The following is a 16,234-nucleotide window of genomic DNA, read 5'->3' on the forward strand; positions in this document are numbered from 1 at the left end:
AACGGTTAATCAACTTGCTATTAAGTTTCTATCTATTAAGTTTCTATAATGAAAAACCGATGGTGATTTCACCATCGGTTTTTTTAGATAAATATAATGGCTTAATTACATTCTATCGACAGTTTCAATACCTAAAGTCTCTAAGCCTTGCTTTAAGGTTCTTGCTGTTAAACGTGCTAGCTTAAGACGGCTTTGGCGTACATTGTCATCTTCGGCCGATAGAATAGGGCAGTTCTCGTAAAAACCTGAGAAGGACTGCGCTAAATCATATAAGTATGCACACATCACATGAGGTGTACCTTCACGTGCAACCTGCGTGATAGTCTCGTCAAACTGTACTAAACGTAGTGCCAGTTGTTTTTCATGAGGCTGTGTTAATGAGATAGGCTGGGTTAATGCGCTTTCATCTATATCTGCACGTTTAAAGATAGAGGCAACACGAGTATAGGCATATTGCATATAAGGTGCAGTATTACCTTCAAAACTTAACATCAGATCCCAATCGAAAATATAATCGGTGGTTCTGTTCTTTGATAAATCTGCGTATTTAACAGCACCAATGCCCACTACACGAGCAATATTATTTAATTCCTCTTCATCCATATCAGGATTTTTTTCGCGAATTAATGTTAATGCTCTTTCATGAGCCTCATCGAGTAAGTCAGTTAAACGTACTGTGCCACCCGAGCGCGTTTTAAATGGACGCCCATCTTTACCTAACATCATGCCAAACATATGGTGTTCGAGTGACATACTATCAGGAATATAGCCTGCTTTACGGACAATAGTCCAAGCCTGCATTAAATGCTGATGTTGACGTGAGTCGATGTAATATAATACGCGGTTTGCATGTAATTGTTCATGGCGATATTTAGCACAGGCAATATCCGTTGTTGTATAAAGGTAACCACCATCTTTTTTCTGGATAATGACTCCCATTGGTTCGCCTTCCTTGTTTTTATATTCATCAAGGAAAACAACAGTAGCGCCTTCACTTTCAACAGCAAGACCTTTTGCTTTAAGATCAGCAACAATACCCGGCAGCATTGGGTTATAAAGACTTTCACCCATAATATCATCTTCGGTTAAAGTGACATTAAGGCGTTGATAAGTTAGCTGATTTTGTTGCATTGTGATATCGACAAGCTTACGCCACATAGTACGGCAGTATTCATCACCACCTTGTAGCCTAACGACATAATTACGGGCACGTTCAGCGAATACTTCATCTTCGTCATAACATTTCTTAGCTTCACGGTAGAACTCTTCGAGATCCGCTAATGCCATATCTGCGGCATTTTCATTTTGCTTTTTCTCTAAATAAGCAATCAGCATACCGAATTGCGTACCCCAATCACCAAGGTGATTAGCGCGAATAACATTATGACCTAAAAAAGAGAGCGTACGTGCGCTGGCATCACCAATAATGGTTGAACGCAAGTGACCCACATGCATTTGCTTTGCAACGTTAGGTGATGAGTAGTCAATCACAATCGTTTCAGGGGTTACCTTGGTAATATTAAGGTGCTCATCCGCTAATGCGAATTCGGCTTGTTGTGCAACCCAAACGGGTGATAAGAAGATATTGATAAAACCAGGGCCTGCTATTTCAACTTTATCTGCAATATCTGTGATATCAAGGTGTTCCAGAATTTTTTCTGCGAGTTGTCGGGGTGGGATACCCATTTTTTTTGCCGCTCCCATGACACCATTCGCCTGATAGTCACCAAATTGCACTTTAGCTGACTGACGGACAAGTGGTTCGCTATCAGCAGGGGCGCCAGCAGCGCTCATCGCCATACTGATTTTTTCTGAAAGAAAAGCCTGAATATTCACCGGGTTACCTTAAATTATTGAGAAAATAAAACCTGACGACATTAGCCAGACAGGTTTTTATAAAGAATATGAATTTAACCTTGAATTTATAACATATTCTAGCTAGAACATGCTACTATCTGCGCCTTATCTTTAAGGGTTTTTCTCTGTTTTTTCTCTTAGGTTACTTATCATGGTGCTTTTTTCCGCAATTCCTTTCTTAAATAACTTAACGCAAGAGCTTCCTCTATTTGCAAAAAATTTAACTCTACTGGCGAATAAACTATCCCTCGACCTTGATGCTTATCAAACCGATCATATATCGTTACGTTGTCACGATTTGGCGTTAGCAGAACAGTGGCGTAATGGCTTAAGTCAATGTGGCGAGTGTATTTCAGATAATATGATTAATGGGCGACCTATTTATCTCTTTAAGCTAGCCTCACCTTTAACACTGTTAGGCCAGCAAATATCTATTGTTGAGTTACCTTATCCAACAGATAAAAAATACCAATATCAAGGTTGGGAACATATTGAACAGGTAATAAATGTTGCTCCTGAAAAATTAGTTGAAAAGGTGATGACATTATTACCCCATCCTTTACCTGAAGGGATTAAAATTAAAATAAGTGAACCTAAAGCTGAAAAAGAACGTTTACCTAATCCAACCGTTGCCATAACCGATGGTATCGTTACCATAAAGTATCACCCATATTCCTTACTGAAAATTGTAGAAAGTGAGTGTTGAACAACATTTTTAGAAAATAAATTGCTTGTATCAGCACAAAATTCTGATATTGGAATTGAATGAGTAACGATATTCGACAACTATTATTAACAATTACTGATAGTAGTTGCTGAGAAATATCGTTATTTTCTAATTGCTTTCTGTATTAAGGATAGAGAGGGGTGGTATGGCAAAACTGGAGATTTGCTGCTTTGGTGCAGAATGCGCACTGATCGCAGAACGTTCGGGGGCTGATAGAATTGAGCTGTGTACAAGCCCGTCAGAAGGGGGTGTAACACCGAGTTATGGAATATTAAAACAAGTCATAGATCTCGTTCGTATCCCCGTTCATCCTATTATTCGTCCGCGTGGTGGTGATTTTTGTTATAGCCAAGCCGATTTTGCTGCGATGAAAAACGATATCAGTATGATCCGTGATATGGGTTTTTCCGGTGCTGTGGTTGGTATATTAAATGAAGAAGGTCACATTGATTTACCTAAAATGGCGATTTTGATGGAATTAGCAGGGCCTTTAGCCATTACGTTTCATCGCGCTTTTGATATGTGTATTAATCCATTGCTAGCGTTAGATCAGCTGACTCAATTAGGTGTTGCTCGTATTTTAACTTCAGGTCAGCAAGCTAATGCTGAATTAGGCTTACCTCTATTAAGAACACTGAATGAAAAAACCCAAGGGCCGATTATCATGGCGGGGGCGGGAGTTCGTTTAAGTAATATTCAGAAATTTTTAGACTCGGGATTACAAGAGATCCATAGCTCAGCGGGCAAACAAGCACCCTCGACAATGAATTATCGTAAAGCGGGGGTCACCATGAGTTCAGACAGCGAAGTGGATGAATTTACCCATTATTGTGTGGATGAAGATGTGGTGGGGGCAATGAAGGATATTATGAGTATTTATACAACATCTGTTAATTAATATAATCTTTTATAAATCGAAAGGGAGTGATAGTGTTTCACTCCCTTTATTAAACTTATTGACCAATAGCTAGATTATTAATAGCCAGACCAATCCAAGATGGAACGGGGCGATGTTTTCCGTCAGGTTGTGTTATCAAAGAGCACCACAAACCTGCTTCGTTACAAGATGAATCAGGCCTTGTATCACCTCTCACTGTGAATTCATCTGCCTTTAAAGCCAGCGCAGCTGAACCACCGCCATCTAACTCCATAGATTGTGCAATGCTAAGACCATAATATAAATGATGCAGATCATTGCGGCTTATTCCCTCTCTATAACTACCTCCTTGGAAAATATAAATAAGGCTATTGTTATCATCGGCACCCATTGCGAGTCGGGTTGTCTCTGAATCGCCAGAATCAGGGGTAGGGAGTGGTGTTAATCCGCGAACAGGTAAACCGGAGCCTGATATAGCAATAAAGTGATATCCTGATAAAGAGAGTTCATTGGCATACAGTTCAATCGCAGGATCAGATACTTTTTTGCTATAGTAGATATCTATCCTAGATGTTTGATCTAACACCCAAAACAGTGCATCTAATGCGATTTGCTCATTATTGTTATTGATAAAGTAATTAGGCCCTGCAAAAAACTGATTGGGCTCGTTATGAGTACCATGAGTGGGCCCTTGCGCGATATTATCGTAATATATCCCTAATGGCACTGAGCAAAGATTACTCTGCCAAGTGGTGTTATTGAGTTGAGGACGAACATCAAAATAGTTTGCATTTAAAGCCACTAACGGTTTACCCAGCTTTATCCATGCCTGTTCTGGGGTATAAAGCTCCGCTGTCTGTGAAGTACCATCCTGTGTTTTAGCATTTGTATTACCTTCGCAGCGGGCTGCCTCGCCTTGATGAGTATCACCTAATAGATGAGGAATAAGGTATTTTTCTTTTTCATGGATCCTAGGAATAATCAGTAGATTGCCGTTATTGGCTAATGTATAGGTTCCTGAGCCTGCATTCATTGGTATTTCATAATGACCACCAAAAACGATATGACTTGGTTTTCCTGTTGTTAATGTTTCTGATTTTGCGTTCTCAATGAGAGAAAGCATTGCATTATAGGTGATATGAGATTCGATATAAGCCTCGCCATTACGAGCATTATCCCCTGTTATCTGAAATGAACCTACTGCTTTACCATGCTCCCTAAAAATAAGCCATATCTGTTTTATATCTACGTTATAATCCCCCGAGCGCACTGCGCTAAACTGCAATCTCTGCACATGTTCATCTATGTTATTAATATTTTCTGTTGATCTTATTTCTTGTGTTTTCCCTGTTAATTTATGAGTGGCATTGGCGATAATATCAATAGTTATCCCATCGTATTTCGCCCCTTTAAAGGATATCTTGTGTAGATAAACATCGATAAATAATGGTCTTAGATCTTTTCTATCACAAATATCAGTACTTAACTTTAAACTGACCGATTTATTATTGATATTTCGATTAGACATATTCACTTCTTTTCTTCCCCAGCAATTCCATTTTGCTGCTGGCGCGGGACTATTATCTTGCTTTGATGGCATAGTGGCAGAGAAGGCAGGAAATATACTGCACCCTATAATAATGGCTAATAAATAATGTTTTAACATAAAGTTTTCTCCATTTGGCTAACAATAATTTGATAAAAATTAAAATAGATCCTCATTAATAATGAATAAGTTAAAGATTAAAGTTAGCAAATGTTTTACTGCTTTTTATATTATAAAATTCCTCACAGTGGAGAATAATATTGAAATAGTGTTTATTGAGTTAAGTTTTATAATTAACAGACTGTTAAATATAATTATCCAAAAAATTAAATAAAACAATAGAAACTGCTAATAATGTTTATCGTTAAGATTAAAAATAAAAAGATTATTAGTAGTAAAGACGCTAAAATTTTTTATTGCTTCTAGCGTCTATACTGTTTTAACGTGGAGGCTAATTAGTTTGGTATGTTGCTATTAGAGTAATAATGTATTTGTTATACCACATTGTTTAACAAAATCTTCATCGTGAGAGATTAATAATAATGTTCCTTGATATTGAAATAATAAATTTTCCAATAACTGTTTAGAGTCTAAATCTAAATAATTATCTGGTTCATCTAATAATAAAACGGCAGGGGGTTGAGGACTATAAATTAATGCTAATAGTGTTGCTTTTAATTGCTCACCGCCACTGAGTGTTTCTAAAGGAAATAAAGACTTGTTACCTCGGATACGTAACATACCCAGTTTTGTGCGCCACTGCTCAATGGTCATTAATGGCTGATATTGATATAACGCTTCAGCAACGGGTAATGATTTATCTAATAAAGTTAAATGTTGATCAAGATAGCAATAATTGGGGTTGAGACGATATTCGCCGGATAACGGGGATAGCTTGCCCATTAAACATTTTAATAAGGTTGACTTACCGCTGCCATTTTTACCTTGTATATGCCAATGTTCACCACCATAAGCGGAAAAGGAGTAGGGAGTTTGCTTGCCAAAAGGTAAAACAAGCTCTGTGGCAAATACATTTAACCGATGGCCATCACCTTGATAGTTTAATATTAATTTTTGCTGATGAATATGAGTTAACTCCTGTTCTAACTGTTGTTTTTGTGACTGCATATCATCCATAACGCGCTGATGTCGTTTAGCTATTGATGACTGTTTTTTCTCAGCTCGATTGGTTTGCATATCAAGAAGTAACAGTGATTGAGAGCCGCTGTTTCTTATCTTTTCACCTTGTTTACGTCGCTGTAATGCTTTTTGTAATGTTACATGTTGTTGGCGTTTTTCCTGTTTTATTTGACTATTGATACGCTCATTTGCAGCTTCGATTGAGGCTATTTGCGCATTTTTTTGTGTTTCATAAAGCGAATAATTACCGCCATATTCTTGTAAGCCTTTTTCACTCAGTTCAAATATATTTTCAGCATAAGATAATAAATGTCGATTATGGCTAATAAATAATACACCTGATTTATGATGCATTAATTGTTCAACGAGCCATTGCTGACCTTGATGATCGAGATGGTTATCTGGTTCATCTAATAATAGAAAATGATCGTCATGTAAAAAAGCCTGACATAATGCTAAACGCGTTTGCTCACCACCACTTAAGTGGGGAATAGGTGTCTCAAGTGAAACCGGCAGTTGTGCTGAATGAAGTAAATTTTGCCAAGTCATGGGCAAATGCCACTTATCTTCAAGTAACTCAAAATCTTCTAATGAAGCACTGCCGTTATCAACCCGCTTAAATGCTTGAAAAAAAGTCTCTATACCTAAAGCATCAGCAATGGTGTTACCTGTTAGGCGGGTAAGCTGATCGACATGAATAAAAGGCATACGCCACATGATATGGCCTGATGAAGGCAATAGTTTTTGTGCTAATAATTTTAACAGCACCGATTTCCCTTTACCGTTCTGACCAATTAAAGCATTTCTTTGGCAAGTCAGTGAATGAGTCAGCGGTGGGAAAAGCGCTTCTTGATTGAATTCAATATTAAGCTGAGAAAATTGACAGGCGATCGTCATAATTAAGCCTCCTAAAAAATAGGTGGCAGACAGCAATGATCTTAATTGAGTTTATAGAGCAATAAACGAGTGTCTGCCAGTAACAGAAAATGGATACCAAAACGGTATTGAGAGAATTTTCTGGCAGAATTTAGTTCATTATAGGGAAGTACCTCTTGGAGAGAAAAAAGATAAAATTATGAAGAATTATAATGACAAAAAAACCTTAATCAATACTCATATAAAATTTATTATTTATAGACACGGGGATTTTATATAAACAGAAAATAAAACCAACAGGTTATAAAAAGGGTATTATTGATAAATACCCTTTTTATAGAAATAACTCGTGGTTAATTAAGGTTTAGTCGCAATTAAAATTGCCCGTTTAGGAGCTGGATAGCCTTCAACGGTTTTGGTGTGATCGAGAGGATCTAAGAATGCTTCTAATGAATCAGTCACCATCCAATCCGTTTTACGTTGCTCTTCGAGTGATGTGACATTTTCATCAACAATGCGTACATCTTTAAAACCGCATTTTTCTAACCATACTTTGAGCATTTTGGCTGACGGTATAAAGTACACATTACGCATCTGTGCATAACGCTCACCAGGAATTAAACATTGGAATTCATCACCATCTATCACAAGACTCTCTAATACTAATTCACCACCAGAAACGAGCTGATTTTTCAATTGCCAAAGATGATCAAGTGGTGAACGACGGTGGTAAAGAACCCCCATTGAAAATACCGTATCAAAAGCATTTAGTTCTGGCATTTGTTCAATGCCGACAGGAATTAAATGGGCACGCTGATCGTTACCTAATAATTTTCTGACTGCTTCAAATTGGCATAAAAAGAGCTGAGTGGGATCGATACCGACAACAAAATCAGCCCCTTCACCAAGCATCCGCCACATATGATAACCACTACCACAACCAACATCTAAAACTAATCGGCCTTTAAGAGGCGAAAGATGGGGCAATACGCGATCCCATTTCCAGTCTGAACGCCATTCAGTATCAATATTGACACCATAAAGAGAAAAAGGGCCTTTGCGCCATGGCATTAACGCTTTTAGAATATTCGTTAAACCAAGTTGTTCACCGGTACTTAATGCTGGGGTTTTATTGGCGATAACACCTTGCTTTAAATTAAGTTCAGTGGGAGTAATCTCAGGTAAGTTTTCCAGCATTCTTTCCCATGAAGCAAAATGGCCATGTAAAGCATGGGCGCGCCATTCTGATAATTGTGCCGGCAGCGTATCAAGCCAATGAAATAACCGTTCATCTTGCGCAATATGTTGATAAAATGAGCTAAAATTTATCATGATTATTCGCCTTTAATGGCTAACAGAGAGCCAAAATTAAAACATTGGAACCAAACTTCAGCATGAGGAAAACCTGCTTGATGTAAGCGTGATTTATGTGTTTCAACAGGATCAGTGAGCATCACATTTTCTAACATACTACGTTTTTGACTAATCTCTAATTCACTGTAGCCATTAGCACGTTTAAAGTCGTGGTGCATATTAAACAGTAATTCGCCAATTTGTTTATCTTGAAAACTGAATTTTTCTGATAACACTAAAACCCCACCAGGATTTAACCCTTGGTAAATTCGATTTAATAATCTTTGGCGATTATCAGGGGCTAAAAATTGTAAGGTGAAATTAAGGACAACCATCGAGGCATTATTAATGTCAATATCAAGGATATCGCCTTCAATAATTTCAACGGGTGTTGCTGCTTTATAAGCATCAATATGACGTTGACAACGCTCAACCATCGCAGGTGAATTATCAACACCAATAATTTTACATCCCGCTACATCGATATTACGACGCATGGAAAGGGTAGCAGCACCTAACGAACATCCTAAGTCATAAACTTGGCTGTGAGGGGTGACAAAACGACCCGCTAACATGCCTATCATGGAAATAATATTGGAGTAACCGGGCACTGAGCGTTTGATCATATCAGGAAACACTTCAGCGACTTTTTCATCAAAGCGCCAGTCACCAAGATTAGCAATAGGTGTCGCAAATAAGTTGTCTTGTGGTGCTGATTTTGAATTAGACATAACTAAAATAGACTTAAAGAATAAAAGAAGCGGGTATTCTACCAGAAGCGACGTTGCTCACAAAGTTGCATTATTTAGAAATAAATTAGAAAAACAGGTAAACCTTTTCGATACCTTGCCGTTATTAGACTCAACAGCAAGGATGTCTATTGTGATCATGGATGATCATATTTTCCTTGTGGTATTAATAGTAGAAGGAAAAAATTTGTATCCAAGGAAGGAAGTAAATATTAGCAAGGATCATTAAGACCATTGATAAATAGGTTGCGGCCATACCAGAGCGACGCCAGCGTATCTCGCGGTGTTTCAACCCGTAAGAGTGAAGAAGACGACCGGCTATTAAAATGGAGCCACAAATATGTACCATCCAAACAAAGGCGCCATTCATTTCCATGATAAGTAATAAAATCATAGAAATAGGGATGTATTCCACTGCATTACCATGGACGCGAATAGCGGTTTGTAACTCATAAAAACCACCATCACCGTATGCAACTCGATATTGTGTTCTAAGTTTTACAACATTTAGGGACAATTTAATCAATAATAGTGCGCCCAATACGATATAAAGCGAGCTAACCATCTTTTCTCCATTGCCAAAACTAAAAAAACGGCGAATTTAATGATAAACCTCAAAGCGATTTATGTCGCTATAAATAATTATTATTAATTAATTATTTGGGGATTAGCAAATCCTTGAAAAGATGTATCATATAATCTAGGTCTATACTCTTATCGTCGGGAAGAATTTTCGTTATAATGTCTGCCTTTTTTTTGACACTACTCGAAAAAGACTATTGCCAAAATTTCCGCAGCAGAAAGCACAACAAGCTGAGTAAAAGGATATTGTATGCGTACTAATTATTGTGGGCAGTTGAATAGCGCCCATGTGGGCCAAAAAGTGACTCTTTGTGGTTGGGTTAACCGCCGCCGTGACTTAGGTGGACTTATCTTTATTGATATGCGAGATCGTGAAGGTATCGTTCAGGTCTTTTTTGACCCAGAGCAGAAAGAGGCATTTTCACAGGCTTCAGAACTGCGTAATGAATTTTGTATTCAAGTCACAGGAACAGTACGTGCTCGCCCTGATAGCCAAGTTAATAAAAATATGGCAACAGGTGAAATTGAACTAGCGGCAGAATCGCTGTCTATTTTTAACCGTTCTGAAGCGCTACCTTTAGATAGCAACCAAACGAATACAGAAGAGCGTCGTTTAACTTATCGTTATTTAGATTTACGTCGCCCTGAAATGTCACAACGCCTAAAAACTCGTGCGAAAATCACAAGTTTTGTTCGTCGCTTTATGGATGGTGAAGGGTTCCTTGATGTAGAAACGCCAATGCTAACTAAAGCAACGCCAGAAGGTGCGCGTGACTATTTAGTACCAAGTCGTGTTCATAAAGGTAAATTCTACGCATTACCTCAATCACCACAGCTTTTCAAACAGCTGTTAATGATGTCTGGTTTTGATCGCTATTATCAAATCGTAAAATGTTTCCGTGATGAAGATTTACGAGCTGATCGCCAACCTGAATTTACCCAAATCGATGTTGAAACCTCTTTCATGACCGCAGAACAAGTGCGTGAAGTGATGGAGCGCATGATCCACGCATTGTGGCTAGATATCCTGAATGTTGATTTAGGGGCATTCCCTGTCATGACCTTTGCTGAGGCTATGCGTCGTTACGGCTCTGATAAACCAGACCTACGTAACCCAATGGAACTCATCGATATTGCTGATTTAGTGAAAAATGTTGAGTTTAGCGTCTTTGCACAAGCGGCTAATGATGAAAAATGTCGTGTTATCGCGTTACGTGTACCGGGTGGTGCATCGTTAACTCGTAAAAATATCGACGAATATACTCAATTTGTCAGTATTTATGGTGCCAAAGGCCTAGCGTGGATGAAAGTCAACGAAAAGGCAAAAGGTATCGAAGGGGTACAAAGCCCTATTGCTAAATTCCTGACTAATGATGTGGTTAACAGCATCTTAGCGGCAACAAATGCAACAGATGGCGACTTAATTTTCTTTGGTGCGGGTCGTCAAGGTACCATGAGTGATGCTATGGGAGCGTTGCGCCTGAAAGTCGGTCGTGATCTGGAATTAACTGATCTTAACGCATGGAAACCACTGTGGGTTATTGATTTCCCAATGTTTGAAGAAGATGAAGATACCGGCAGCCTAAGTGCAATGCACCATCCATTTACTTCACCAAAAGATCTCACACCGGCAGAGCTAACCGCACATCCTGTAGGCGCTGTAGCTAATGCCTATGATATGGTTATTAACGGTTATGAAGTTGGTGGTGGCTCAGTGCGTATCCATCGTAATGAAATGCAACAAGCGGTATTTAGCATTTTAGGTATTACTCCGGATGAGCAACGTGAGAAATTCGGTTTCTTATTAGATGCGCTAAAATTTGGTACACCACCGCATGCAGGGTTAGCATTTGGTTTAGACCGCTTAGTGATGTTATTAACAGGAACAGATAATATCCGTGATGTTATTGCGTTCCCGAAAACCACGGCAGCGGCTTGCTTAATGACCAATGCACCAAGTTTTGCAAATGAAGACGCGTTAAAAGAGCTGGCTATTCAAGTGACAGAAAAAGAAGTTAGCACAGATAACGAGTAAATGATGAAATATAAGCACCCAGTATGTGTTTTAGTTGTTATCTATGCCAAACAGACTAAGCGGGTGCTTATGCTGAAGCGTCGAGATGATCCTGATTTCTGGCAATCTGTGACAGGGAGCCTTGAAGAGGGCGAAACACCTTATCAGGCCGCATTACGAGAAGTGCAGGAAGAAGTAGGAATTGATATCATAAAAGAAAATCTTGAGCTGGTGGATTGCCATCGTTCAATTATTTTTGAGATATTCGCACACTTTCGCCATCGTTATGCGCCTAATGTGACACATTGTCAGGAACATTGGTTTATGTTAGCACTTCCCTCTGAACGGGAAATTGAACTGACTGAGCATACGCAATACCAATGGTTAGATGCGCCACTGGCGGCAAAATTAACTAAGTCAGCCAGCAATCAGCAAGCGATTGAAGAATTTGTTATTTAATTATTAGACCACGTTTGGAGATATTTTCATGGCAGGTCATAGTAAATGGGCCAATACTAAACACCGTAAAGCAGCGCAAGATGCGAAACGCGGTAAGATTTTCACTAAAATTATTCGTGAATTAGTTACAGCAGCACGTTTAGGTGGTGGTGATCCTGCAACTAACCCACGTCTACGTGCGGCAGTTGATAAAGCATTATCTAACAACATGACTCGTGACACACTAAACCGCGCGATTGCTCGCGGTGCGGGAAATGATGAAAACGATAATATGGAAACCATCATTTATGAAGGCTACGGCCCTGGTGGTACTGCTGTTATGGTTGAATGTTTAAGTGATAATCGTAACCGTACTGTTTCCGATGTTCGCCATGCCTTCACCAAAACAGGTGGTAACTTAGGAACGGACGGTTCGGTATCTTATCTCTTTACCAAAAAAGGTGTTATCTCTTATGCACCGGGTGTTGATGAAGATGCCGTCATGGAAGCCGCACTAGAAGCGGGTGCAGAAGACGTTGAAACTTATGATGATGGTGCTATTGACGTTTACACAACCCCTGAAGCTTTCGGTGAAGTAAAAGATGCCATGGATGCTGCGGGTTTTGTCGCTGAATCAGCGGAAGTTTCCATGATCCCATCAACAAAAGCAGAGCTTGATATTGATACCGCACCAAAATTAATGCGCCTTATCGATATGCTAGAAGATAGCGACGATGTGCAAGAAGTGTATCACAACGGTGATATCTCTGATGAAGTTGCAAAACAACTGGAAGATATTCTGTAATTGGTATCACGATAACGGCCAATAGTGGTGTTTTACACTGCGTTGAATAGTGCGAAGAGAAGAGCAGAGCAAGCGTATTTGCTCTTTTCTCTCGCCATCGACCTTATCCGCCATAGGAATTGTTATGGCTATTATTTTAGGTATTGACCCTGGCTCTCGTGTCACGGGATATGGCGTAATTCGCCAACAAGGGCGACAACTTATCTATTTAGGAAGCGGATGTATTCGTACACAGGTTCCTGATCTACCAAGCCGACTGAAACGCATTTATGCGGGAGTCAGTGAAATCATCACTCAATTTTCACCCGATGTATTTTCTGTTGAACAAGTCTTTATGGCAAAAAATGCAGACTCGGCATTAAAATTAGGCCAAGCAAGAGGTGTGGCGATTTTAGCGGCAGTCAATAATGATCTTCCCGTATTTGAATATGCGGCACGTCAAGTAAAACAGAGTGTGGTAGGAACAGGGGGAGCCGATAAAAGCCAAGTACAACATATGGTACGCTCAATCTTAAAACTATCCGCAGCGCCACAGGCAGATGCTGCAGATGCGCTAGCGATTGCTATTACACACTGTCACTTTAATCAAAACTTATTGCGTGTAGGTGATCCGCGTCTTGTTTTAACGCGAGGAAGGTTAAGATAGGCCATCTGTTGGTAAAACAGATTAGTTTTTCGCAGGCTGGATATACGTCCAGCTTTTTTTATGTTATAAATTTGGCGTCAATATTTTTGCGGAGGCGTTAGGGTGATAGGACGTATTAGAGGCGTTATTCTTGAAAAACAGCCACCAGTGGTGCTGATCGAAGCGGGTAATGGGGTGGGTTATGAAATAAATATGCCTATGACCTGTTTTTATGAGTTACCTGATATTGGTCAAGAGGCGATTATCTACACACAATTTATTGTTCGTGAAGATGCGCAATTACTATATGGTTTTAATCAAAAACAAGAACGGGCACTGTTTCGTGAATTGATAAAAGTCAATGGTGTAGGGCCTAAGCTAGCACTGGCTATTTTATCAGGAATGTCTGCACGCCAATTTGTCACCGCAATTGAAAATGAATCCATCTCCTCATTAGTTAAATTACCGGGAGTCGGTAAAAAAACTGCAGAACGATTAGTGGTTGAAATGAAAGATCGCTTCAAAGGACTTAATGGCGATCTATTTGAACAAAACGGCGATATTGAGCTACCTGCCAGTGCATCATCGAAAGCGCCATCTGCTGCAGATATTGAAGCAGAAGCTTCCGCTGCCTTAATTGCCTTAGGTTATAAACCACAAGAAGCTGCCAAGATGATTAGTCGGGTAGCAACGGCGGGTGCTGATAGTGAAACACTTATCAAAGAAGCATTACGCGCAGCGATTTAGGAGTAATTGATTGTGATTGAAGCAGATCGCCTGATTTCAGCAGATATACAACAACCTGAAGAAGAAATTATCGATAGGGCTATTCGTCCTAAGCTGCTTGCTGAATATGTGGGACAACCACAAGTTCGTGAACAGATGGAAATCTTTATTCAGGCGGCTAAACTACGTCATGATGCCTTAGATCACTTACTTATCTTTGGCCCGCCGGGGCTTGGTAAAACCACGCTGGCTAATATTATTGCCAATGAGATGGGCGTTAATTTACGTACAACCTCAGGGCCTGTATTAGAGAAAGCTGGCGATCTTGCTGCTATGCTAACCAATCTTGAGCCTCATGATGTACTGTTTATTGATGAAATTCATCGACTCTCGCCCGTTGTTGAAGAAATACTCTATCCGGCAATGGAAGATTATCAACTTGATATTATGATTGGTGAAGGGCCGGCAGCACGCTCCATTAAAATCGACTTACCGCCATTTACTTTAGTTGGGGCGACGACCCGAGCGGGATCGTTAACCTCTCCATTACGTGATCGTTTTGGTATTGTACAACGCCTTGAATTCTATAATGTCGATGACTTACAGCATATTGTTGCACGTAGTGCCAGCTTTATGGGGTTAGAAATAACCGCAGAAGGGGCGCGACAAATTGCTATGCGTTCACGAGGTACACCGCGTATTACTAACCGCTTATTACGCCGAGTAAGAGACTTTGCTCAAGTCAAAGGTAATGGTGAAATTGATGAAGATATCGCGTCTAAAGCACTCGATATGCTTAATGTTGATGCTGCCGGTTTTGACTATCTTGACCGAAAACTGCTCTTTGCCATTATTGATAAATTTATGGGTGGCCCCGTAGGGCTTGATAATCTTGCGGCAGCTATTGGTGAAGAGCGTGAAACTATCGAAGATGTATTAGAGCCTTATTTAATTCAGCAAGGTTTTATTCAACGCACCCCTCGTGGTCGGGTAGCCACAAATCATGCTTATCGTCACTTTAATCGCATTATGGAAGCACCGTGATCTGATAAAGTGCTTTGGATATCATTGGGCGATGGTGTTTAATTTCGCCCAATCATTCAATTATTTTGCCTTCCTCTATTCTCATTCTCAATATATCTCATCTCTATATTTACACCTTATTATATAAAAATAATTTTTTAATTTATAACTATCGTTAACATAATAACAATAGAAACTCAGCCGATTAAATTAAAATTTCGCTATCTATCAATCGTTATTTTTCCTACTCGTTCATTGAATTTATTTATTATTAACGCCCATAAAATGAGTATTGGTACGTAAAAATAAGACCGAAATATACGCATATTGAGTGTGTTAAATAAAAATAGTGGCTTAATTAGCATGATATTTTAATTAAATTGAGCTTAACAGCTAAATATATTGACCAATTTGGACTGCTCATGGAAAAAGGACAGCATAATTCAATGTAATTGATTTTTAATACTTTAAAATCAATGGATTATATGCGCTATTTTTGATTTAACATTTCTGTTACAAAATATATTTTTATGTACATAGTGTTTCTTGGGCTGCGAGCAATTTGTCTATTTATTCATCATATTTTATGCTGATAAATACTTTTTATGACTGTTTTTACAGCATGATATAGCGATATTTCAACCAGTTTACGCTAAGTGACTTATCCTAGAGAGATACAAAAAAAACGGGCTGTTTACAGCATATTGATAAGATTTTATTATCCTTTACCGAAGTCTTACCGTGCGCACTGGCTAAGATGACAGACATGACTAACGGATTGTTTTTAAGACAATCATTTAATTTAATTTGTCGTTTTTGATAAAAGGATATTGTTATGCCAACTCCTTGCTATATTTCCATTGAAGGAAAAACTCAGGGCAACATCACTGCAGGCG

14 protein-coding genes and 1 pseudogene are annotated in these 16,234 nt (G+C 39.1%); 9 read left to right on the top strand and 6 right to left on the bottom strand.

Annotation, left to right across the window (positions count from 1 at the left end; translation table 11 throughout):
* Positions 1-105: 105 nt before the first annotated feature.
* Positions 106-1,836 carry an arginine--tRNA ligase gene (gene argS / locus AACV01_RS04710; protein WP_012367856.1) on the bottom strand — a complete coding sequence of 577 codons (1,731 nt, stop codon included), beginning with the start codon at positions 1,834-1,836 and terminating at the stop codon, positions 106-108.
* Between the two features lie 172 nt (positions 1,837-2,008).
* Between argS and AACV01_RS04715 the strand changes: the two genes are divergently transcribed.
* Together AACV01_RS04715 and cutC are read left to right on the top strand one after the other, a co-directional pair.
* On the top strand, positions 2,009-2,563 hold the full coding sequence (locus AACV01_RS04715; protein ID WP_004242708.1) for a VOC family protein: 555 nt from the start codon (positions 2,009-2,011) through the stop codon (positions 2,561-2,563).
* 166 nt (positions 2,564-2,729) lie between these two features.
* Positions 2,730-3,482: a copper homeostasis protein CutC gene (gene cutC / locus AACV01_RS04720; RefSeq protein WP_004242710.1), complete on the top strand. Its 753-nt coding sequence runs from the start codon at positions 2,730-2,732 to the stop codon at positions 3,480-3,482.
* A 55-nt stretch (positions 3,483-3,537) separates the two neighbouring features.
* On the opposite strand, the gene AACV01_RS04725 is transcribed toward cutC, so the two are convergent.
* From AACV01_RS04725 to AACV01_RS04745, 5 genes are all read right to left on the bottom strand, one after another.
* Positions 3,538-5,127: a phosphodiester glycosidase family protein gene (locus AACV01_RS04725; protein ID WP_104836403.1), complete on the bottom strand. Its 1,590-nt coding sequence runs from the start codon at positions 5,125-5,127 to the stop codon at positions 3,538-3,540.
* 354 nt (positions 5,128-5,481) lie between these two features.
* On the bottom strand, positions 5,482-7,044 hold the full coding sequence (locus tag AACV01_RS04730; RefSeq protein ID WP_161682502.1) for an ATP-binding cassette domain-containing protein: 1,563 nt from the start codon (positions 7,042-7,044) through the stop codon (positions 5,482-5,484).
* 336 nt (positions 7,045-7,380) lie between these two features.
* Entirely contained in the window at positions 7,381-8,355 is a 975-nt protein-coding gene (gene cmoB / locus AACV01_RS04735) for a tRNA 5-methoxyuridine(34)/uridine 5-oxyacetic acid(34) synthase CmoB (RefSeq protein WP_004242717.1), read from the bottom strand.
* 2 nt (positions 8,356-8,357) lie between these two features.
* Entirely contained in the window at positions 8,358-9,107 is a 750-nt protein-coding gene (gene cmoA, locus AACV01_RS04740; protein ID WP_004242718.1) for a carboxy-S-adenosyl-L-methionine synthase CmoA, read from the bottom strand.
* A 184-nt stretch (positions 9,108-9,291) separates the two neighbouring features.
* Positions 9,292-9,690, bottom strand: a complete 399-nt coding sequence (locus AACV01_RS04745; protein WP_004242719.1) for an MAPEG family protein — start codon at positions 9,688-9,690, stop codon at positions 9,292-9,294.
* A gap of 267 nt (positions 9,691-9,957) precedes the next feature.
* On the opposite strand from AACV01_RS04745, the gene aspS reads away from it, so the two are divergent.
* The 7 genes and pseudogenes from aspS to AACV01_RS04780 all read left to right on the top strand — a co-directional run.
* Positions 9,958-11,742: an aspartate--tRNA ligase gene (aspS, locus tag AACV01_RS04750; protein ID WP_004247980.1), complete on the top strand. Its 1,785-nt coding sequence runs from the start codon at positions 9,958-9,960 to the stop codon at positions 11,740-11,742.
* Positions 11,743-11,745: 3 nt separating this feature from the next.
* On the top strand, positions 11,746-12,180 hold the full coding sequence (gene nudB, locus AACV01_RS04755) for a dihydroneopterin triphosphate diphosphatase (RefSeq protein ID WP_004247981.1): 435 nt from the start codon (positions 11,746-11,748) through the stop codon (positions 12,178-12,180).
* 28 nt (positions 12,181-12,208) lie between these two features.
* Positions 12,209-12,964, top strand: coding sequence for a YebC/PmpR family DNA-binding transcriptional regulator (locus AACV01_RS04760; RefSeq protein ID WP_004242729.1), 756 nt, complete (start codon positions 12,209-12,211; stop codon positions 12,962-12,964).
* A 124-nt stretch (positions 12,965-13,088) separates the two neighbouring features.
* Positions 13,089-13,610 (top strand): crossover junction endodeoxyribonuclease RuvC, encoded by a 522-nt coding sequence (gene ruvC / locus AACV01_RS04765; protein WP_004242730.1) that lies wholly within the window; start codon positions 13,089-13,091, stop codon positions 13,608-13,610.
* A 102-nt stretch (positions 13,611-13,712) separates the two neighbouring features.
* The gene (gene ruvA, locus AACV01_RS04770; RefSeq protein WP_004242731.1) at positions 13,713-14,336 is read left to right on the top strand and encodes a Holliday junction branch migration protein RuvA; all 624 of its coding nucleotides are present in this window, start codon (positions 13,713-13,715) and stop codon (positions 14,334-14,336) included.
* Between the two features lie 12 nt (positions 14,337-14,348).
* The gene (gene ruvB / locus AACV01_RS04775; RefSeq protein ID WP_004242732.1) at positions 14,349-15,359 is read left to right on the top strand and encodes a Holliday junction branch migration DNA helicase RuvB; all 1,011 of its coding nucleotides are present in this window, start codon (positions 14,349-14,351) and stop codon (positions 15,357-15,359) included.
* Positions 15,360-16,173: 814 nt separating this feature from the next.
* Positions 16,174-16,234 (top strand): annotated as a pseudogene (locus AACV01_RS04780) (type VI secretion system tube protein Hcp); the annotation flags it as partial.

This window comes from Proteus sp. G2609 (genome assembly GCF_963896135.1).
In the GTDB taxonomy this organism is placed as follows: domain Bacteria; phylum Pseudomonadota; class Gammaproteobacteria; order Enterobacterales; family Enterobacteriaceae; genus Proteus; species Proteus mirabilis.

Coding starts and splice junctions, on each gene's coding strand:
- AACV01_RS04715 (WP_004242708.1), top strand. CDS start 2,009: ATGGTGCTTTTTTCCGCAATTCCTTTCTTAAATAACTTAACGCAAGAG.
- cutC (WP_004242710.1), top strand. CDS start 2,730: ATGGCAAAACTGGAGATTTGCTGCTTTGGTGCAGAATGCGCACTGATC.
- AACV01_RS04725 (WP_104836403.1), bottom strand. CDS start 5,127: ATGTTAAAACATTATTTATTAGCCATTATTATAGGGTGCAGTATATTT.
- AACV01_RS04730 (WP_161682502.1), bottom strand. CDS start 7,044: ATGACGATCGCCTGTCAATTTTCTCAGCTTAATATTGAATTCAATCAA.
- cmoB (WP_004242717.1), bottom strand. CDS start 8,355: ATGATAAATTTTAGCTCATTTTATCAACATATTGCGCAAGATGAACGG.
- cmoA (WP_004242718.1), bottom strand. CDS start 9,107: ATGTCTAATTCAAAATCAGCACCACAAGACAACTTATTTGCGACACCT.
- AACV01_RS04745 (WP_004242719.1), bottom strand. CDS start 9,690: ATGGTTAGCTCGCTTTATATCGTATTGGGCGCACTATTATTGATTAAA.
- aspS (WP_004247980.1), top strand. CDS start 9,958: ATGCGTACTAATTATTGTGGGCAGTTGAATAGCGCCCATGTGGGCCAA.
- nudB (WP_004247981.1), top strand. CDS start 11,746: ATGAAATATAAGCACCCAGTATGTGTTTTAGTTGTTATCTATGCCAAA.
- AACV01_RS04760 (WP_004242729.1), top strand. CDS start 12,209: ATGGCAGGTCATAGTAAATGGGCCAATACTAAACACCGTAAAGCAGCG.
- ruvC (WP_004242730.1), top strand. CDS start 13,089: ATGGCTATTATTTTAGGTATTGACCCTGGCTCTCGTGTCACGGGATAT.